Origin of the sequence: Mangrovimonas sp. ST2L15 (genome assembly GCF_001280515.1) — a bacterium.
Lineage (GTDB): Bacteria > Bacteroidota > Bacteroidia > Flavobacteriales > Flavobacteriaceae > Mangrovimonas > Mangrovimonas futianensis.
On record NZ_LBIQ01000030.1, the window covers coordinates 908,248 to 929,180 of the forward strand.

Here is a 20,933-nt window from a genome sequence, read left to right on the forward strand (position 1 = left end):
CGTTGCTAATTCCTTAAAAAAGCCCCTATTAAATTGTAAAAATAAAAATTTATGATATTTAAAATAAAATATTTTATATTTGTGTAATCGATTACAATGCGAAAATAGAAAATTATGATGAATTATAGCTTTAGATATGCTGCCAACCCTACAGATGCCAATAAATATAGTACTGAGGAGTTACGAGAGCATTTCTTAATTGAGAATTTATTTGTTGAAAATCAGATCAATGTGACCTATTCCATGTACGATAGATTGATTGTAGGTGGTGTGATGCCAGTAGGGCAATCCTTAAAATTGGAGACCATTCCTTATTTGAAGTCTGAAAACTTTTTGGATAGAAGAGAATTGGGGATCATCAATATCGGCGGAACAGGTTCTGTTACGGTTGATGGAACGGTCTATGAGTTGAAAACAAAAGAGGCGCTTTACGTAGCCAAAGGTCATAAAGACGTTTTGTTTGCAAGTCTTGATGGGGAGCAAGCTTTATTCTATATCAATTCAGCTCCGGCGCATCAAAGTTTTACAACTAAAAAAATAGGTCGTGAAGATGCTGAGATTATCGAGTTAGGAGATGAAAAGCAAGCCAACAAGCGTATCTTAAATAAGCTTATCGTTAATAGTATAGTGGAAACTTGCCAGTTGCAAATGGGAATGACTGAGTTGCTGCCAGGTAACGTATGGAATACGATGCCAGCACATACTCATGAGAGAAGGATGGAGGCGTATTTCTATTTTGATTTGGATCCAGATCAAACCATTTGTCACTTTATGGGGCAGCCACAAAATACAAGACACATTTTCATGAACAATCACCAAGCAGTGCTTTCGCCAGAGTGGTCTATCCATTCTGGAGCAGGAACATCTAACTATACGTTTATTTGGGGTATGGCAGGAGAGAATTTGGATTATGGAGATATGGATGTGTGTCCTCCAAACGAATTAAAATAAAAGCATGGAACTTTTTAGTTTAAAAAATAAAAGAGCTTTAGTCACTGGTGGCACCCACGGATTGGGAATGGCTATGGCTGAAGGCTTAGGGAAGGCTGGTGCCGAACTTATTATTACCAGCACCACCCCCGAAAAATTGGAAAAGGCCTTGGCCTATTACAAGGAATTGGGGTTTCAGGCCTCTGGGTACTTGTTTGATGTGACTGATGAAAATGAATCGGCTAAACAGGTGGCTTTGATGGAAGAGGAAGGGCCAATTGATATCCTAGTGAATAATGCGGGTATCATCAAACGTGTTCCCGCTGAAGATATGTCGGTTGAGGAGTTTCGAAGAGTTGTTGATGTCGATTTGGTGGGGGCTTTTATCATGTCCCAACTGGTTGGAAGAAGTATGATCAAAAGAGGAGATGGTAAAATCATCAATATTTGCTCTATGATGAGTGAACTTGGTAGAAATACCGTGAGTGCCTATGCCTCTGCTAAAGGAGGTTTAAAAATGTTGACTCGAAATTTAGCAACAGAATGGGCTAAATATGGAATTCAAGTTAATGGTATAGGTCCTGGATATTTTGCCACTTCCCAAACAGAGCCAATAAGAGTGGATGGCCATCCATTTAACGAATTCATTATTAATAGAACACCAGCTGCCCGATGGGGAGATCCATCCGATTTACAAGGTGCTGCAGTGTTTTTGGCTTCCAAAGCAAGTGATTTTGTCAACGGACAAATCATCTATGTCGATGGAGGTATTTTGGCAACCATAGGGAAGCCAGCCAACGAAAATTAAATGTCATAACTGTATGAGCAATCATTTTATTCATGATAATTTTTTGTTAGAGAACTCTTATGCGGAAGAGTTGTATCATAACTATGCCAAAGAGCTTCCTATTATAGATTATCACAACCACTTACCACCTCAGGAAATGGTTGATAATAAAATATATGGAAATTTATCCCAAGTTTGGATCAATGGTGACCATTACAAATGGAGAGCCATGAGAACCTTAGGAATTGATGAACATTTTATTACTGGGGAGGCATCAGACAAGGATAAATTTTTGAAATGGGCCGAAACGGTGCCCTATACCTTGAGAAATCCATTGTACCATTGGACACATTTAGAATTGGCAAGGTATTTTGGGGAGTACAATTTGTTGAGTCCAAAAACGGCTAATCGTATCTATGAAGAAACCTCAGAGAAATTAAGTTCAGAGGCTTACAGTTGTCAGAACCTATTGCTAAAGATGAATGCCGAGTTGGTTTGTACTACTGAAGACCCCATTGATAATCTTCAGTATCATAAACAATTGAGCGGTGGTGATTTCAAAGTAAAAGTATCAACTGCCTTTAGGCCAGATAAATCTATACTAATCGAGGCTGAGGGCTATACAGATTACCTGCAAAAGTTAGGGGAAGTTACCCAGATTGAGATTCAATCCTATCAGGATTTGTGTGATGCTTTGTTACAAAGAGTTGCATATTTTAATGAAAATGGGTGCAAGTTATGCGATCACGGACTCAATTATATTGATTATTTACCAGCATCCGATCAGGAAATTAATCAAATTTTCACGAGAAAATTGCAAGGTGAGACCTTGTCAGTAGAAGATATTCAAAAATTCCATACAGCTATTTTAATGTTTTTGTCAGAAACATACCATAGCTATGGTTGGGTGCAACAATTCCACTTGGGAGCTTTGAGAAACAATAATGCCAGAATGCATAGGCAATTAGGACCTGATACGGGATGGGATTCCATAGGAGACTATCCGCAGGCAGTGAATCTATCTGCTTTCTTAAATGCTCTTGATAGTAAAGATAAACTAACCAAGACCATACTTTATAATTTGAATCCTTCAGATAATGAAGTGATGGCGACCATGATTGGTAATTTCAATGATGGTAGCGTTAAAGGAAAAGTACAGTTTGGTTCGGGCTGGTGGTTTTTGGACCAAAAGGATGGAATGACCAAACAGTTAAACGCCTTATCCAACATGGGACTTTTAAGTTGCTTTGTTGGAATGTTGACAGACTCCCGAAGTTTTCTTTCATTTCCAAGACACGAATATTTCAGAAGGTTGTTATGTCAGATTTTGGGAGATGAGATAAAACGAGGTGAACTTCCTAATGATATGGAATGGATTGGAAAGATTGTTCAGGATATCAGCTATTATAACGCTAAAGATTATTTCAAATTTTAAAAAAGAATCTAGCAATGAATCCGTTGTTTTTTGAACAATCGTCCGCGTCTTGGGAGCAGGTAGAACCTAAAATTAAAAGGCGGATTGTAAGTTATGATAATCACCTTATGATGGTTCACGTGCTTTTTGAAAAGGGTGGCGTTGGTGCCTTACACCATCATCCACATTCTCAAGTAACCCACATCGCTTCTGGTAAGTTTGAAGTGACCATTGGTGATGAAACTAAAAAATTAAGCAAAGGGGATTGCTTTTTTATCCCTTCAAATACCATTCATGGGGTAAGCTGTCTGGAAAGCGGTTTGCTGGTAGATGTGTTTAGTCCCATGAGAGAAGATTTTATAACTAAAGAATAATTATAACCACTAGAATACATGAGCAAAGTAGTAACATTTGGAGAGATCATGCTAAGATTGGCTCCACAAGGATTTTTAAGATTTTCACAAGCTAATAATTTTGATGTCGTTTATGGAGGAGGAGAATCAAATGTAGCTGTTTCTTTAGCAAACTATGGTGTACCTGTAGATTTTGTGACCAGATTACCAAAAAATGACATTGGAGAATGTGCCATGATGGAAATGAGAAAGAGAGGCGTAGGCGTAGATAAGATCGTATGGGGTGGAGACCGTTTAGGAATCTACTTCTTAGAGACTGGGGCTGTATCACGTGGTTCTAAGGTGGTATACGACCGAGCGCATTCTGCGATGAGTGAGATTCAACCAGGCATGATTGATTGGGATGAGGTATTTGAGGGAGCCAATTGGTTTCACTGGACAGGAATTACTCCGGCCATTTCACAAAGTTCTGCAGACGTTTGTCTAGAGGCTGTTAAGGCTGCTAGTAAAAAGGGTATTACCATTTCAACCGACTTGAATTACCGTGCTAAATTATGGAAATATGGTGGCGATAGAGAAGCTATCATGACCGAATTGACGTCATATTGTGATATCATTCTTGGAAATGAAGAAGATGCTGAAATGCACTTTGGAATTAAGCCAGAAGGTATTTCTGTGCAAACAGAAGGGCACAATGTCAAAGCTGAGGCCTTTTTGTCTGTTTGCCAACAGATGATGGAGAAGTTCCCAAGAGCTAAAAAAGTGATTACTACTTTAAGAGGATCAATCTCGGCTTCACATAACACATGGGCTGGAGTTCTTTACAACGGAGAGAAAATGTTTGAAACCAGACAATATCAAATTACGGATATTGTTGACCGTGTGGGAGGTGGTGATTCCTTTATGGGAGGTCTTATCTATGGTTTATTGACCTATCCTGATGATGATCAAAATGCCTTGGATTTTGCTGTTGCAGCTTCTTGTTTAAAACATACCATCAAGGGAGATGCCAACTTGGTAACTATTGATGAGGTGAAAAAACTTATGGGAGGAGACGCTTCTGGAAGAGTGGCTCGCTAATTAAAAATATTTAAATGGGTTCATGTGGATGCTGTAATGAAAAGAACGGGTCATTCAGCATTCACAGGACTATAACATAACAGATTATGGCACAATATACACGACTTGAGGTGGCTCAAGTAATGAAAGAGAATGGAATGATTCCATTGTTTTTTCATAGAGATATAGAATTAAGTAAGAAGGTTTTAAAAGCCTGTTTTGATGGAGGTGCTCGTTTGTTAGAGTTTACCGCGAGAGGTGACTTTGCTCATGAGGTTTTTGGTGAATTGGTAAAGTATGCTTCGGCAGAATTGCCTGGGATGATTTTAGGAGTAGGATCAGTTACCGATGCAGCAGCAGCTTCCCTATATATGCAATTGGGAGCCAATTTTATTGTAACTCCTGTTTTGAGAGAGGATATCGCTGTGGTATGTAACCGTAGAAAAGTATTGTGGTCTCCAGGATGTGGTTCCTTGACTGAAATTGCTAGAGCAGAGGAATTAGGCTGTGAGATTGTCAAGTTATTCCCTGGTGATATTTACGGACCGCAGTTTGTAAAAGGTGTTAAAGGGCCACAGCCTTGGACATCGATTATGCCTACTGGTGGTGTTTCTCCAGAAGAAGACAACCTAAGAGCTTGGTTTGACGCAGGTGTTACTTGTGTAGGAATGGGTTCTAAGCTTATTTCAAAAGATATTTTAGCAAATAAAGATTTTAAAGGGTTGGAAGCAAAGGTGAAAGACGCTTTAGACATCATTAAGAAAGTTAGAAAATAAGATGCAAAACAAACTTCTTGCAGCATTATCGTTACTTGGATTTTTAATTTTCATGGGCTGTGATAATACAAAGGAGCACCGTGTTATTAAACTAGGTCATGGACTGGATGTGAATCATTCGGTACATAAAGCCATGGTGAAAATGGGTGAGGATCTCGCCGAAATTTCAGGTGGTAAAATGGAATTGGAAATTTATCCAAGTCAACAATTAGGAACCGAAAGGGAATGTGTTGAATTGCTGCAAATAGGAAGTTTAGACATGACCAAAGTTTCTGTTGGAGTCATGGAAAATTTTGCGCCGAAAATGAAAGTGTTTGGTCTTCCCTATTTGTTTAGGGATAAAAAACATGCGTTTCAAATTTTAGATGGTCCTATCGGGAAACAACTTTTGGATGAAGGAGAGGATTATTGGATTAAGGGTATGGGATATTATGATGCTGGTAGCCGAAGTTTTTATACAAAGGAAAAACCCATTGAAGAACCATCTGATTTAAAAGGAATGAAAATCCGGGTTATGGAAAGTGCCTCGGCCATTGAAATGGTTAAAAGTTTAGGAGGCTCTCCAACACCTATTTCATGGGGTGAATTATACACCTCTCTACAACAAGGCGTTGTGGATGGGGCAGAGAACAATCCTCCTAGTTTTTATTTGTCTAGACACTATGAGGTTTGTAAATACTACAGTTTAGATGAACATACCTTACTTCCTGATGTCTTAATCATTGGGAAGCATACTTGGGATCATTTATCAGAACAGGAACGTGTTTGGTTGCAAGAAGCCGTAGACAAATCTGTGACTTATCAAAGAGTGCTTTGGGAAGATTCGGAAAAAGAAGCTCTAGAGGCCGTTAAGGCAGCTGGCGTTTCAGTCATATTGCCAAACAAGGAGCCTTTTTCAGAAAAAACGAAATCGGTTTACAAGCAATATGAACAGGATCCCGAAATCAAAGAATTGATAGATCAAATAAAAAGTACCAGATAATATGAATCTTAGAAGCAGAATTGATTTGATTTTGGGTAGACTACTTATCACCATTATGGCGGTGATGGTCGTGAATGTTTTATGGCAGGTCTTTACCAGGTTTGTGGTTGGGACCCCAAGTTCATTTACAGATGAATTGGCAAGATATCTTATGATTTGGTTGGGAATTTTGGGAGCAGCTTATGTTTCAGGTAGAAACATGCATGTGGCAATTGATGTTTTGCCTCAAAAAGCAACTACCGAAACCCAGAAAAAAATAAAGCGCATAGTCTATATCTTGATTATTGCATTTGCCTTTTTTTGTTTGGTAATAGGAGGGATTAGGCTTGTTTACATTACCTCTGTATTAGGACAGCATTCGCCAGCCTTACAAATTCCGTTAGCATGGGTTTATTCTTGTATCCCCTTGAGTGGCCTATTGATTATTTTTTATAAGATTTCTGATATTAAAACCCTTAACTAACCATGGATTATTTCCCAGTAATTGTACTAGTTTTTAGTTTTATTGCTTTATTGTCAATAGGAACACCAGTCGCTTGGAGTATCTCTATTTCATCTGTTTTAACCATGTTGGTGAGTATTCCTAGCTTACCAGCACTTACCACGGTTTCTCAAAGGATGGGTACTGGATTGGATAGTTTTGCCCTTTTGGCAATTCCGTTTTTTATACTCTCGGGCCAATTAATGAATAAAGGGGGCATAGCCCATAGGCTTATTGCATTTGCGAAAACCTTGGTTGGATCACTTCCAGGTGGGTTAGCCTTAATCAATGTTATAGGCGCCATGTTAATGGGTGCTATTGCGGGTTCGGCTATGGCTTCGGCTTCAGCTATGGGAAGTATTTTGGGTCCTGAAATGGAGAAAGAAGGCTATTCAAAAGAGTTTGGTGCTGCTGTAAATATCACCTCGGCAACCACAGGATTGGTTATTCCTCCTAGCAATGTATTAATCGTTTATTCATTAGCTAGTGGAGGTGTATCTATTGCCGCTCTGTTTTTGGCAGGATATATTCCAGGCATATTAACAGGATTGTTTTTAATGTTGGTGGCATCGTTTTGGGCCAAAAAGAAAAAATATAAGCAAGGAGAGCGTAGCTCTTTAAAGGAGGTAACAAAGACCTTTATTGCGGCTTTGCCAAGTTTAATGTTGTTGGTAGTAGTTATTGGAGGTATCGTTAGCGGGATTTTTACAGCGACAGAGGCTTCTGCCATTGCCGTGTTGTATACCTTACTTCTCGGATTTTACTACAAAGAAATCACCTTTAAATCGCTTCCAGAGATCTTGTTGGATTCTTCGTCTACTACGGCAGTAGTTATGTTATTGATTGGAGCATCTATGAGTATGTCATGGGTGATGTCTTATGAGAACATACCCCAAGATATAAGTTCTGCTTTGTTATCTATAAGCGACAATAAGATTGTCATTTTATTGATTATTAATTTGCTGCTTTTGTTTGTAGGGATTTTTATGGATATGACCCCAGCGGTTTTAATATTCACGCCCATCTTTTTACCAGTGGTAACGAAATTGGGTATGGACCCCATTCATTTTGGAATTATCATGGTGCTTAACCTTTGTATAGGACTTTGTACACCTCCTGTAGGATCGGTGCTGTTCGTAGGTGTTGGTGTGGCACAAACTACCATACAAAAAGTTGTAAAACCTTTGGTTCCTTTATTCTTGGCAATGATTGTTGCCTTGTTTTTGGTAACCTATTTTCCAGAGTTGACCTTGTGGTTACCTCGATTGTTTAATTTGTAATTGTTTAGGAATGGCACAAAATATAGATAAGAAACAACCATTAAATAGAAATAATGTCTCTGTGGGAGACCCATTTCCTATTAAAGTCCTTCAATTTGGAGAAGGCAATTTTTTAAGAGCTTTTGTGGAATACGCATTTCAAAAGCTGAATCAAGCAGTAGATTTTAATGCAGGAATCGCTGTAGTTCAACCTATTGATCGTGGTATGGTATCTATGCTCAATGATCAAGATGGACTTTACACACTATTCTTAAAAGGATTACGAAAAGGGCAGGTCATTGATCAGAGTGAATTGATAGCCAATATTGTCAAAGGTATCGACCCTTATACTCAATATGATGCTTATTTGGCTCTAGCCAGAGAAAGCTCTTTACAATTTATTATTTCTAATACTACGGAAGCTGGAATCGCTTATCAAGCAGATGATCGGGCAGATATGACACCGCCAGCTTCCTTTCCGGCCAAATTAACAAGATTTCTTTGGGAGCGTTTTGAACATTTTTCTGGCGATCCAGAAAAGGGGCTTACCATCATACCTTGTGAATTAATTAATTACAATGCTGATACCCTTAAGAAAATCATCTTGGATTATTGTAATGATTGGGAATTGGGAGACCGTTTTAAAACATGGATAAATACAGCATGTACCTTCCATAATACGTTGGTAGACCGCATTGTTCCAGGATATCCAAAGGACGATATTGATGCTTATTTGGCAGAATTAGATTATCACGATAATTTGGTTGTAACAGCTGAAGCTTTTTTCCTTTGGGTCATAGAGGGAGGAGCCGATTTAAAGGCCAAACTTCCATTTGATAAAACCGAATTGGATGTGAAAATCGTGGAAGATATGCAGCCCTATCGAACTAGAAAGGTTCGAATTTTAAATGGGGCCCATACTACCATGGTGCCATTTTCTTTACTTTATGGAAATACTACGGTGAAGGAAACTGTGGATAATGAATTTACAGGAGATTTCGTCAATAAAGCCATTTTTGATGAAATCATTGAAACTTTGGATATGGACAAGACCGAATTGCAAGAGTTTGCCCATGAAGTTTTGGACCGTTTCAGGAATCCATTTATTAAACACCAGTTGGCAGACATTGCCTTGAATTCCATATCAAAATTTAAGGTTCGTGTACTCCCTAGTTTGCTGGAATATGCCCAAAGGAAAAGTGCCTTACCAGCTCATTTAACATTTGCATTTGCTTGTTTGATAAGATTCTATAGAGGCACATGGAAAGGAGCTACTCTTCCGGTTAAAGATGGTGCAGATATCGTTGCATATTTTGAAAATGCTTGGAAGGAAAACAATTATGACAAACTTGTGGAAAATGTGTTAGGTCAAGTTGCTTTTTGGGACGAAGATTTAAATCAAGTGCCCAACTTGTCAAAGGCAGTGGCTACGGCACTGAAGGAAATTGAAGAACATGGTGTAGAGAAGGGATTCAAGAACTTTAAAGAATCCTTATAAAAAGATTCAGGATTATGCAGAAACAATTAATAAAAGTCCATCCATCTGATAATGTTGCTGTGGCACTTATCAACCTTTCTAAGGGTGAAAATGCGTTTTTAGAAGAACAAGAAATCTTGTTGGTTTCAGATGTCAAAGCAAAGCATAAAATTGCTTTAACGGATTTGGAGCCATCTGATAAAATAATCATGTATGGGGTGTTGGTTGGAAAAGCCAATACTAAAATTAAAAAGGGTGAGGTTCTTACTACGGGTAATGTAACCCATCAAAGTGAGAAGGTGTTTGGCAAAACGGATAGTATTGGGTGGAATCCACCCAATGTAGATAAATGGAAAGACCGCACTTTTATGGGATATCATCGTGAAGATGGTCAAGTAGGTACAGCCAATGTTTGGTTGTTTTTCCCATTGGTTTTCTGTGAAAATCGAAATATTGAAATCCTAAAAGAAGTTTTTGAAAAGGAACTTTTAACCCAAAAAACAAATAGCCATAGAATGCTGTTGCGCTCTTTGGTGAATGATGGGGAAAGCTCGGTAGCGACAGAAACGCATGAGGTAACAACCAATGTATTTGACAATATCGAAGTGAAATTTATTACCCATGCTGGTGGTTGTGGTGGTATTAGACAAGATTCTGAAACCTTGGCCCGATTATTAGCTGGATATGTAAAAAACCCCAATGTGGCTGGAGCTACGGTATTGAGTTTAGGGTGTCAAAATTTACAGATAGATATATTTAATCAAGCATTGGAAGCTATCAGCCCTGATAATAAGAAGCCCATTTTAATGTATGAACAACAAAAAATGGGGACGGTTGATGAAATGCTTTCCGCTATTATTAAAAAGTCATTTGAAGGCATTAAAGAAGCTAATAAAATAGAACGTAAGCCAGCACCGCTATCCAAGTTAAGATTAGGTTTGGAATGTGGCGGCTCAGATGGTTTTTCAGGTATTTCTGCAAACCCAACTTTAGGCTATACGTCTGATCTTTTGGTAGCCTTAGGAGGGACAGCGATACTGTCAGAATTTCCAGAGTTATGTGGTGTGGAGCAGGAGTTGGTTAATCGTTGTGTGACGGAAGAAAAGGCTGATAAGTTTTTGGGTCTGATGAAAGATTTTGAAGCGTCAGTGGTTAATGCAGGCTCTGGATTTGATATGAATCCGTCACCTGGTAACATAAAAGATGGTTTAATAACAGATGCCATGAAATCGGCTGGAGCTGCCAAAAAGGGCGGTATTTCGCCAATTGTAGATGTCTTGGATTATGGAGAATATGTGACTGAATCTGGATTGAATCTGTTATGTACACCTGGAAACGATGTGGAAAGTACGACGGCTATGGTAGGATCCGGAGCCAATGTGGTTCTTTTTACGACTGGATTGGGAACACCAACGGGTAATCCGATTGCTCCTATTATAAAAGTATCTTCCAACTCCGAATTAGCTGAGAAAATGAATGATATCATTGATATCGACACCGGAGGCATTATCAAAGGCGAAAAGACCATTGAGGAAATGGCTGAGCAAACTTTGGAGGAGATTATAGAAATTGCTAGTGGCACAAAGCAAGCCAAGGCTAAACTTTTAAATCAAGATGACTTTATTCCTTGGAAACGAGGGGTTTCTTTGTAGTTTTTAACCTATTTATACATGCCATGAAAAGATTTTTTGCCCAAATTTTGATTTTTACTTTGGCTTTCTGTTATACCAGCTGTAGTGAGGATTCCCCTAGTGAGGAAAACGATGTCAAAGTGAGTTCCATAACCATTGCTGGAGAGACGATAACGGATGGAGGCAGCAGTCAGCTATCGGTTCAGGTAGTACCAACCAATGCGGCCAATAAATCGGTCAATTGGTGGGTTTCCAATACAGCCGTAGCGACTATATCTAACTCTGGTTTACTAACAGCTGTATCCAATGGGTCTATTGTAGTCCAAGCCATAGCAAAAGATGGGTCTGGTGCATATGGAGAAAGATCCTTTTCAATATCGGGGGTGGGTTCTATTCCTGATAATATAGTGCAAACCAGTCAAGAAATTCTTCAAGCGATCGCTAATGCTTCTGCAGGAGATATTATTTACATTCAAGGAGGGGAATATGAATTCAGTTCCACCATTCAAATTTCTGGATCAGGAACAAATGCAAATCCCATCATTTTAATGGCTAACCCTGAAGCTACAGAACATCCCAAGTTTAATTTTTCTTCTATGACTGAAAACTCAAATAATAGAGGGGTTTATCTTTCTGGGGACTATTGGCATATTAAGGGTATTGATATTTTTGGAGCTGGTGATAACGGTATGTATATAACGGGGGATAACAATCTGATAGAGTTTTGCACCTTTAGTGAGAATGCCGACTCTGGATTACAAATTTCTTCAGGAGGAAGTAACAATACTATTTTGAATTGCGACTCCTATTATAATGCTGATTCGACCTTAGAGAATGCCGATGGATTTGCTTGTAAGCTTACTGCTGGTTCCAATAATAAGTTTATTGGTTGTAGGGCTTGGCAAAATTTAGATGATGGCTGGGATGGCTATTTAAGGGACAATGATGATATCACCACTTATTATGAAAACTGTTGGGCCTTTAATAATGGCTACTTAATGGACGGCACCCCAGGAGCTGGTGATGGTAACGGATTTAAAACTGGTGGTAGTGATGACAAGACCTTAAAGCATCATGGTGTCTATAAAAACTGTATTGCAGCAGGAAACATTTATGATGGCTTTGATCATAATAGTAATAGGGGAGATGTCGAATTATACAATTGTTCGGCCTACAACAATGGAAGAAATATTAATTTCAGCAGTACCAATATTGCTAATTTCCTTTTGATTAAAAATACCCTTTCTTTTTCAGGTGTTAATTCTGATTCCTATTCAGCTACCCAAACAGAAATTAGTCATAACGGTTGGCAATCAGGTTTGGTGACCGATGCTTCCGATTTTGTAATTGTGGATATTAATCTTTTGGCCTCCCCCAGAAATGCTGATGGAAGTTTGCCAGATATTGACTTTCTGAAACTTGTTTCTACGAGTGATTTAATTGATCAAGGAGAGGATGTAGGATTGCCTTTTTCAGGGACAGCTCCCGATATTGGAGCCTTTGAATTTCAGGATTAATTAAGGATAATTTACTCTTTAATTATTAGAGAATTGGCATAAACCTCAATGTTTGAATAGTTGGGGTTTATCGATTTTAGGTTGGAATCCTTTTTATTTGGATCCAAGCCATTTTGTAACTCCCAGTCATCTGGTATGCCGTCTTCTCCTTGAAATCTAGTTTTTTCGAAATGAGTTGAGGCCAACCTCCAACATTCATTTGGGAATCAATAATCCCGTTTTGGTAAGAAACTGCGCCATGAAGTACATTGCTGGCGATTCTTAAGTCTACGGCATCTCTATGTAGACTAGCTCCTGCAGTTGTCAATACGCAATCATAAGCAGTTAGTGCCGTTTGAGTTACCGTATTATTAAATATAGCAATCGGTTCTATTAATTTAGCCTCATTCGGATTTTCACATTGAACGCCGCCATTCCAATTATCTTCGGAAACGGCTGGGTAGCCATATACAAAATTGCCATCCACAAAAAATTGGCCATAAGGTTCAGAAGGGCTTACGATCCGATCCAATTTAGATGAGGTTGTTGCAGGACCCGATTTAAAATAATTGTTGACAAGGTTGTAGCGACCTTTTTCTCCTCCATAAATGCTGTTTTCACCCCAATTGTAGATGACGTTGTTTCTAAAATCTACAAATTCATTTTCCGAATTTTGAGTAGTATTAGAGCCACTGAAACGCGGATTTCTGCTATTGTTGTGTGCCAATAGGTTGTGATGGAAAGATGCTCTTACACCGCCCCAAATGCCGCCATAACCATGTGCTCCTTTGTGATGAACAGAACGATTTAAAGCTTCAGAGATGATACACCATTGCAGGGTGAAATTTTTGTTGTTATAAAAGGAGGCATTTTCATCGGTCCCCCAACTTATGGAGCAATGGTCTATAATCACATTATTGGTGTTTCTGCATCCTAATGCATCACCTTCAACCTGATTAACATCCCCCATACGGAATCTTAAATATCTAACAATAACATTGTCCGCCTTAATAGTAACGGGATACCCTTTAATTGTAATTCCATCGCCGGGAGCTGTTTGCCCCAATATGGTTAAATCTCCTTTGTTGATATCCAATTCCCTCTTTAATTCAATGGTGCCAGATACGTCAAAAATGATGATGCGAGGTCCACTTTTCAAGATACCTTTTCTTAGGCTACCCTCTCCGTCGTCATTTAGGTTGGTGACTTTGTAAACAAAGCCATATCTTCCTCCTGACGCAAATTTACCAAAACCTTCAGCCGATGGGAATGCCAAATCTTGAGAGGAGCAAGAGGTGCTAAAATTTAAAAAGAGGGTAATAATAAAAAGAGGTGCTAAAAGTTTCATGTGTATAAAATTAAAAAAAGAGGAGTGATTTTTATTCACTCCTCCCTTTATAGACTAATTCAAACTAACTTATTATTGAAGCCAACGTGGGTCTCCAACATTAAAATCGATTAACGATTGAGTGGTTACTGTGAAATCTCCATTTGCAGCGTCCACATATCCAGGGTCTACTGTGGTGTAGGTAGTAGAGGTATCATATCTAGCTACTGATGAATCATACAATGTAGGTGCATTGAAGTAATTATTGTTGGCAAATGTGATGGTTTCATCTGTCTCATTTCTATCTGAATAACCTTCTACGGCAGTATCAGTAATCAAATTATTGGTAACCGTAATATCATTACTGTCAAATCTTACGTAAAAGATTCTTCTACTATCAGAATTTGAGCAGGCGTATAGCGTACAATTAGCTAAATTAATATTGCTTGTCAAGCCCACACCATTAGAATCTCCGGCTGCATCAATTCTAAAGAAATCTCTTCCTGGTGCACAGTTATTGAAAGTACTAGTATTTACATCGATATTTAAAACATCTGAATTTCTAAAGTCGATAAAATCACCTCCATTCGTCAACACATTTGTCACAATACTATTTTCTACTGTGAAAGAGTTTAGAACCGCCCCCGTTACATTACCGTAAATAAGTGCTTTGTCATAATCATGAATGTTACAACCACTGATAAGAATACTGTCATAACTACCCGTTCCATCAAATTTTAAAACTTCAACTACGCTATTGGCTAGGTCTCCAGTTAAGTCTAAATCTACCAGATTAACTTCGGTAGCTCCTGTTGCCAATACAAATCCAATTTTTAATAAAGGTTTGTCAAAGCTATATAAACCTTGGATAGTAATTGGTTTATCTAATGTTACAGAACCAGATTGAGCTGTATAATCTCCAGCATCCAAAACTAAAGTGGCACCTGGTTCAGCGTCGGCAATCATTTGGAAAAGATCATCATCAGGAGTCACTAATTGCCCGTCTCCAATGTCAATTCCTGTTGTAAAGTATTGGACACCTCTTAAAGTAGCATTATTAAAAATTTGAGCTGTATAATCGGTTTCTCCTGTAAGTCCAGAAATGATTGCAACACCACTAGCTTGCTCTTCAGGAGTGATATTATGAACAATTCCTCCTGGTTCAATAGTTATATGGGTTACCGCACTGTTTGGCAACCAACGTAAGGTGGCCTCGGTGGCTAGAATGTCTCCTGGCTCAATTGGTAAAAACAACTGTTCTGTGAGGGTTTCAGCAGTAATATAAGTGTATTTTGAGTCTTCCAACCCTCTACTGCTTAGTGCTTGAACTCTTATGTAGTACAAAGTTTCACCTTCTAATGGAACTAAAACTGGTAACTCGTCAGAGCTTACAGTAACAGATTCTACAATGTTGTTGAAATTTTCATCTTCACTAAACTCCGCTAAATAGGTGTCAACATTATCATCGACAGTCCAGTTAAGTTCTACATTCACTTGATTTCTAATGAAGGCAGTCAGGTTTATAGGTGCAAACTCCCTGCTCACTTGAAGTTCCTCGATCAATTCATCTGGCTTATCACAACTATTGAAAGCAAGAAGTAATGCCAAAGCGGCTAAAAAGGGTTTGATTATTTTGGTTGTTTTCATAACAAAAGTGTTCTTTCGGTTTTTTTTAATATCCATAATCGTTTACTAATTGTCCGTTACTTCCATCAATAAATATTTGCCAAATTGGCCAAAATTGTCTGTTGTCTGGATTGATACCTTCTTCGTAAATGGAATTAATGGTCTCATCAGCCAAAATAGTCCAGTCAAATGCTGAATATTCTGGTCCTGGGTCAGTATTTTCGTCACGATTCAAACCATAGATATCTAACGTTTCTTCGTCCTCTTCATATCGATAATATACGGTGCTAGGAACATTGGAATATTCACCAGTTCTGTTTCTTAAATTGAACATTTTTACTTTTGCTTCATCTAAGCTCGATGCTAACATGTTCCAACGAATTAAAGCTTGTTTTCGTTCCATTTCTCCAGTAAATTCATAGAAATGTTCCATTTGAATGGCCTCTAACATGGCATCTGAACTTGAAATCGCATTCACATAGTTGTCTACTTTCTCAGCGTGCAATTCAGAAGGGAAAGCTCGCATTCTTATTTCTTTTAAGTATGGTGCTGCTGCTCCAGGTCCTTGAAGTTCATTGGCTGCTTCTGCAGCAATTAGTAATACCTCAGCAAAACGCATGTAAATTTTGTTAACACCATCGTCGTTGGTTGAAGTCACATAGCGATTCATCCACTCGTAACGGTACTTTCCAAAATACCAAGTATCAAGGTTGACCAATTCTTGCTTAGAAAAACCATCAGTAGGATTACCCCATTGATAAGGTACACAAGTGACATCTCTACGGGTATCATCTTCATCAAAATCATAAAAGACAAATGGTAATGGTCCGGCTGCTCCACCGCGAGCTTGACCTGTGTGTTGGTCAACGCCTCTGTGACGAACTGCAAATGAAAACAAGACACGTCCTCTACCAGGAGAGAAAGGGATTTCCCATAAGGATTCACCTCCAGCTGTAAGTACCTCTTCATTATAATTTCTCCAAAATGTTTCAAAAGAAGATTCTAAGTGAGCCATTCCACTTTCTATCACATCAGTAGCCTCGTCTAAAGCTAAGGCATACATGTTGTCAACAGAAAGGTCTGGGTCATTACTTCTTCTTATTCCGTCAGGGTACTGTTGGTAACCACTAGCTACCATAGCAAGACGAGCTCTAAAGCTTTTTACAAACGCTTTGTTAATTCGCTCTACTGAAGTAGTGTATGCTGATTCATTTGGCCAAGCTACAAGAGTAGAGGCTTCTCCTAAATCTTCGATGATTTGTTTATAAACGATATCTCTACTTGATTTTGGAAGGTAAATGGTTTCTGTGGTAATTGGTTCAAATCTAGCAGGAACGTCTCCCCACGCCTTCATTAAATCAGCATAATAAATGGCTCTCAAAGTAAGTGCCTCACCTAAAAGCTGACCCAATTCTGTACCCGGCTCTGGGTTACCATAAGTTCTCAAACCTCTAACACAAATATTAGCACGCTCAATTCCCAAATACATCATGGCCCAAGCATTGTTGTTGGAATTCATTTGTGAATTGGTTGGAGTCATGCTGTAATTCATTAACTCCCCTTGTGAACTTCCAGCATCATCTGAGCTATAATGGAACTCACAATCGGTATTGAATCCGTAAAAAGGAATAAAACGACCTCTATAAGAGTTTGTTTGCCCCATTGGCTCCATAATACCATCTATAGCCCCTTTGGCTAAACCTGGGGTTGAAAAGATGATGGATTCATCCAGTGTGGATTGGGCAGGAGCCTCTAAAAAGTCTTCCTCAAATTCTTGGCAACTGAAAAACAGCCCAATGAGCAAAATTCCAGCTATTCTATATATATGTTTCATCTTGATAGTCATTTTGAATTAAAAGTTTAGGTTTAAACCAAATACGAGTTGTCTACTTCTTGGATATGGAGAATAATCCACTCCAGGTGTTAGAGGTGTTCTTCTTCTTGTAGAGACCTCTGGGTCAAGACCAGAATAATTCGTTATTATAAATACGTTGTTTGCAGTGGCATAGAATCTTAATTTTGTAATTCCAGCAGCTTCTAATAACGAATTTGGAACGGTATACCCTAAAGTTAAGGTATTTAATCTTAAAAACGACCCATCTTCAACGGCCCAATCACTAAACACAAAGTTTTGCATGTATGGTGACCACATGGTAGTATTGGCATTAAGAGCAGCCAATTCTTGTGGGTCTGTTACCAATTCACCAGTCGTTGGGTTTAAGTTTGTCCATCTGACGCCATCAGCCATTTCTGAAGAAAGGTTTCTATATTGGCCATTCTGGTTTGCCGTATTAAACTCAATTTTATTAGCATTGTATACGTCGTTGCCAACGCTAAAATTAAATGCTGCAGTCAAATCAAATCCGTAAGCATAAGCATTCAGAACCATACCTCCTGTTAAGTTTGGATTAGCATCTCCTATTACGTCGTTATCATCAACATCTACAACACCGTCACCATTAATATCCTTTAATTTCATCATACCTGGTTGAACGTCACCTACAACAGGGCTGCTGTCTGCAACTCCATCTAGCAGCGTGTAAGTGCCAGTTGTCGCATCATAGCTGAAATCTGAAATTTCATACCTTCCATCGCTTTGGTAACCATACATAAGACCTATTGGTTCTCCAACCTGTATAAAGTAGTCGTTTCCTATTTGAGTAGAAGCCCAATTAGTGTTGGTTCCAAAATCGTCCATGATTCCTAACGATCTAACTTTGTTTCTATTCATAGCCACGTTAAAGGATAGGTTCAATCCGTAATCTTCTTTTTGAATGGCGGCAATATTTAAGGAAGCTTCCAAACCTTTGTTTTCTAACTCTCCCATGTTTCGGTATTGGCTATCGTAACCAGTACCAGGAGTAGGGAATCTAATCAATAGGTCTTGAGTAATATTTCTATAAACTTCTACGGCTCCATCTAATCGTCCGTTAAATAATCCGAAATCCAAACCTAGGTTTTGAGATACGGTAGTTTCCCATTTCAAATCTGGGTTAGCCATAATACTTGAAGGCGCCCAATAATTATTGATGTCATTTAAATACGCCGTGTTTGAAGATTCAAAACTTTGAACCGTTTGTCCTGCAGGAATATTATTGTTACCTACTTCTCCATAACTTACACGAAGTTTCAATAGATCTAACCAATCTGTGTTTTGAAGAAATGGTTCTTCAGACATTTTCCATGCCAAGGCCGCAGAAGGGAAGTATCCCCAGCGATTGCTTCCAAGAAACTTACTGGAACCATCCATACGATAAGTTGCAGTCAAAAGATATTTGTCAAATAAATCGTAGTTCAACCTTCCAAAAAAGGATAATAATTTATCATCAGGACTGTAGAAATTGTCTACGGAAAGCGGTGTTCCTTGAGTAGTTAAATTGATGGATGTTCCGAAATCAAAATCTTTTGGAAATCCTTGAATCTCACTGGTAACTAAGTTGTTCTTGGCAACAATCATCTCTTCCCCTAAAAGAATTTTTAGTCGGTGATTATCGTTTTTAATAAGGTTTGCAAAATCATAGTTAATCGTATTTGCATTTCTGAAATCTTCTCTTTTTCTATCTCTAATTAATAAAGAAGGAAGACCTTGATATTCTGCTGGAGGTCTGTTGTTGGAATAATACGTAGATCTACCATAAAAACGATAGTCTAAGTCAAATCTATTATTCAAACCAAAGTCACTTTTAAATTGTAAGTTATCAATGATTTCCCAAGAAAAACTACCTATCATGTTTAAGTTTTTTCTTGTTTGTCTTCTTTGATTGTCATTTACGGCAACAAAAGGATTAACCAAATAGCTGGATAGTGCTTCGTCTGTATTGGTTGTTGTTAATCCAGGTAAAGGAATTGGAGAGTAACCAACACTATGTCTTAAACGGGCATCTGCGGAGGATACCTCATTTTGTTCGTTTGCACCACCACCATTAATTTCAGTGTCGGCATAACGTACTGTAAATGAAAGGTCAACTTTATCACTTGCTTTTCCTTTTAAAGCTAACGTTAAGTTGTCTCTTTTGAAATCAGAACCAACCATGATTGCCTTTTCATCAAAATGGGCATAATTGAAATTGTAGTTGATTTTATCTGTACCACCGCGTACCGATAAGTCTCTACTTTGAACCTCTCCTGTTTGACCATAAATTTGTTCTTGCCAGTTATTTCCTTGCATTCCTATGTATTGGTCATAATCAGAATAGGATCCAAAATAGGTTTCGTAAGAATCGATATTGTCTCTTAAAAGGGCATATTCATATTGCCATTTTACATAGTCTTCTGGTTCTAAAACATCAATAGTGTTTGCTAGCTTCTTAAAACCATAAAACATATTGAAGTTTACTGATATTTTTCCTGTTTTTCCGCTTTTGGTTGTGATAATTACAACCCCATTAGCACCTCTAGATCCATAAATAGCAGTAGAAGATGCGTCTTTTAAAACACTGATATTCTCAATGTCAGATGGGGATATATCACTCATGCTGTTAACAGGAAATCCATCAACAATAATTAAGGGTGAGCTATCTTGAGTTAAAGATCCTGCTCCACGAACTCTAATGTTTATTTCTGCGTCTGGAGATCCTTCGGTTGAGGTTACTTGAACCCCTGCTAAACGTCCTGTCAGTGCTTCAGCTGCGCTAGCAATTGGTTGTGCAGCAAGGTCATCTCCATCTATGGCAACAACCGATCCCGTGAGGTCAGATTTTTTGGTAGTACCATATCCAATAATAACTACTTCGTCTAAAGCCTCCTGGTCTGGTTGTAGAACGACATCAATCGTTGTTTTACCATTTACTGGAACTTCCTGAGAGATAAATCCGGTGTATGAAAAAATTAAAATTACGGAAGAATCGTCGAGGTCTAGGGAATAGTTTCCGTCAAAATCGGTAGTTGTTCCTTTGGCCTTTCCTTTTACTAAAATATTGGCTCCTACCAAAGGGCCTCCTAATTCACCATCGGTTACCGTTCCTGTAATTTGTTTCGTTTGAGCCTGAATAAAAGAGGAGCTCAAAACAAAAAGAAAAAGGAGGAATACCGACCGTGAATTACTTTTCAAAATTCCAAATGTTTTCCAATGTAAAAACTTGGAAAACAAGTCATCAATTAAATTGTTGTGCATAAAAAGTTAGTTAAAAAAATTAGTAATAAACATGTAATCGATTACACAAATTTATTATTAATTTTGAATTACGCAATTAATTATTGATAAAAATTTGAATATCGCAATTTTAATAACTTTAAATGAAGAATTAGCAAAAGTAATTCGATGCCTGTTGTAAAGGTGTTAAATAAGAACTAGTTGCGTTATTGGAAAGCGATGAAGAGAGGTTTAATAGGGTGA

The 20,933-nt window shown here is 38.3% G+C and carries 16 protein-coding genes; 12 read left to right on the top strand and 4 right to left on the bottom strand.

What is annotated here, in order from left to right:
• Nucleotides 1-114 precede the first annotated feature (114 nt).
• From kduI to ZA07_RS07970, 12 genes are all read left to right on the top strand, one after another.
• Nucleotides 115-951 (top strand): 5-dehydro-4-deoxy-D-glucuronate isomerase, encoded by an 837-nt coding sequence (kduI, locus tag ZA07_RS07915; protein WP_053971169.1) that lies wholly within the window; start codon nucleotides 115-117, stop codon nucleotides 949-951.
• 4 nt (nucleotides 952-955) lie between these two features.
• The gene (locus ZA07_RS07920) at nucleotides 956-1,738 is read left to right on the top strand and encodes a gluconate 5-dehydrogenase (RefSeq protein WP_053971170.1); all 783 of its coding nucleotides are present in this window, start codon (nucleotides 956-958) and stop codon (nucleotides 1,736-1,738) included.
• A gap of 13 nt (nucleotides 1,739-1,751) precedes the next feature.
• Nucleotides 1,752-3,152: a glucuronate isomerase gene (gene uxaC / locus ZA07_RS07925; RefSeq protein ID WP_053971171.1), complete on the top strand. Its 1,401-nt coding sequence runs from the start codon at nucleotides 1,752-1,754 to the stop codon at nucleotides 3,150-3,152.
• A 14-nt stretch (nucleotides 3,153-3,166) separates the two neighbouring features.
• A complete protein-coding gene (locus ZA07_RS07930) occupies nucleotides 3,167-3,505 on the top strand; it encodes a cupin domain-containing protein (RefSeq protein WP_053971172.1) in 339 nt (112 codons plus the stop codon).
• Between the two features lie 18 nt (nucleotides 3,506-3,523).
• On the top strand, nucleotides 3,524-4,564 hold the full coding sequence (locus tag ZA07_RS07935; protein ID WP_053971173.1) for a sugar kinase: 1,041 nt from the start codon (nucleotides 3,524-3,526) through the stop codon (nucleotides 4,562-4,564).
• An 86-nt stretch (nucleotides 4,565-4,650) separates the two neighbouring features.
• Nucleotides 4,651-5,319 (top strand): bifunctional 4-hydroxy-2-oxoglutarate aldolase/2-dehydro-3-deoxy-phosphogluconate aldolase, encoded by a 669-nt coding sequence (locus ZA07_RS07940; RefSeq protein WP_053971174.1) that lies wholly within the window; start codon nucleotides 4,651-4,653, stop codon nucleotides 5,317-5,319.
• Between the two features lies 1 nt (nucleotide 5,320).
• A complete protein-coding gene (locus tag ZA07_RS07945; RefSeq protein ID WP_053971175.1) occupies nucleotides 5,321-6,301 on the top strand; it encodes a TRAP transporter substrate-binding protein in 981 nt (326 codons plus the stop codon).
• A gap of 1 nt (nucleotide 6,302) precedes the next feature.
• Nucleotides 6,303-6,764 carry a TRAP transporter small permease gene (locus ZA07_RS07950; protein WP_053971176.1) on the top strand — a complete coding sequence of 154 codons (462 nt, stop codon included), beginning with the start codon at nucleotides 6,303-6,305 and terminating at the stop codon, nucleotides 6,762-6,764.
• Nucleotides 6,765-6,766: 2 nt separating this feature from the next.
• A complete protein-coding gene (locus tag ZA07_RS07955) occupies nucleotides 6,767-8,062 on the top strand; it encodes a TRAP transporter large permease (protein WP_053971177.1) in 1,296 nt (431 codons plus the stop codon).
• 10 nt (nucleotides 8,063-8,072) lie between these two features.
• The gene (locus ZA07_RS07960) at nucleotides 8,073-9,539 is read left to right on the top strand and encodes a tagaturonate reductase (RefSeq protein WP_053971178.1); all 1,467 of its coding nucleotides are present in this window, start codon (nucleotides 8,073-8,075) and stop codon (nucleotides 9,537-9,539) included.
• 14 nt (nucleotides 9,540-9,553) lie between these two features.
• A complete protein-coding gene (locus ZA07_RS07965) occupies nucleotides 9,554-11,170 on the top strand; it encodes a UxaA family hydrolase (RefSeq protein ID WP_053971179.1) in 1,617 nt (538 codons plus the stop codon).
• Nucleotides 11,171-11,193: 23 nt separating this feature from the next.
• The gene (locus tag ZA07_RS07970; RefSeq protein ID WP_053971180.1) at nucleotides 11,194-12,666 is read left to right on the top strand and encodes an Ig-like domain-containing protein; all 1,473 of its coding nucleotides are present in this window, start codon (nucleotides 11,194-11,196) and stop codon (nucleotides 12,664-12,666) included.
• Between the two features lie 76 nt (nucleotides 12,667-12,742).
• On the opposite strand, the gene ZA07_RS07975 is transcribed toward ZA07_RS07970, so the two are convergent.
• The 4 genes from ZA07_RS07975 to ZA07_RS07990 form a co-directional block, all read right to left on the bottom strand.
• On the bottom strand, nucleotides 12,743-13,993 hold the full coding sequence (locus ZA07_RS07975) for a polysaccharide lyase family 1 protein (RefSeq protein ID WP_231628651.1): 1,251 nt from the start codon (nucleotides 13,991-13,993) through the stop codon (nucleotides 12,743-12,745).
• A 72-nt stretch (nucleotides 13,994-14,065) separates the two neighbouring features.
• A complete protein-coding gene (locus tag ZA07_RS07980) occupies nucleotides 14,066-15,619 on the bottom strand; it encodes a DUF5123 domain-containing protein (protein ID WP_231628652.1) in 1,554 nt (517 codons plus the stop codon).
• A gap of 25 nt (nucleotides 15,620-15,644) precedes the next feature.
• Nucleotides 15,645-17,432, bottom strand: a complete 1,788-nt coding sequence (locus ZA07_RS07985; protein ID WP_053971182.1) for a RagB/SusD family nutrient uptake outer membrane protein — start codon at nucleotides 17,430-17,432, stop codon at nucleotides 15,645-15,647.
• A gap of 18 nt (nucleotides 17,433-17,450) precedes the next feature.
• Entirely contained in the window at nucleotides 17,451-20,711 is a 3,261-nt protein-coding gene (locus tag ZA07_RS07990) for a TonB-dependent receptor (RefSeq protein ID WP_053971183.1), read from the bottom strand.
• Nucleotides 20,712-20,933 lie beyond the last annotated feature (222 nt).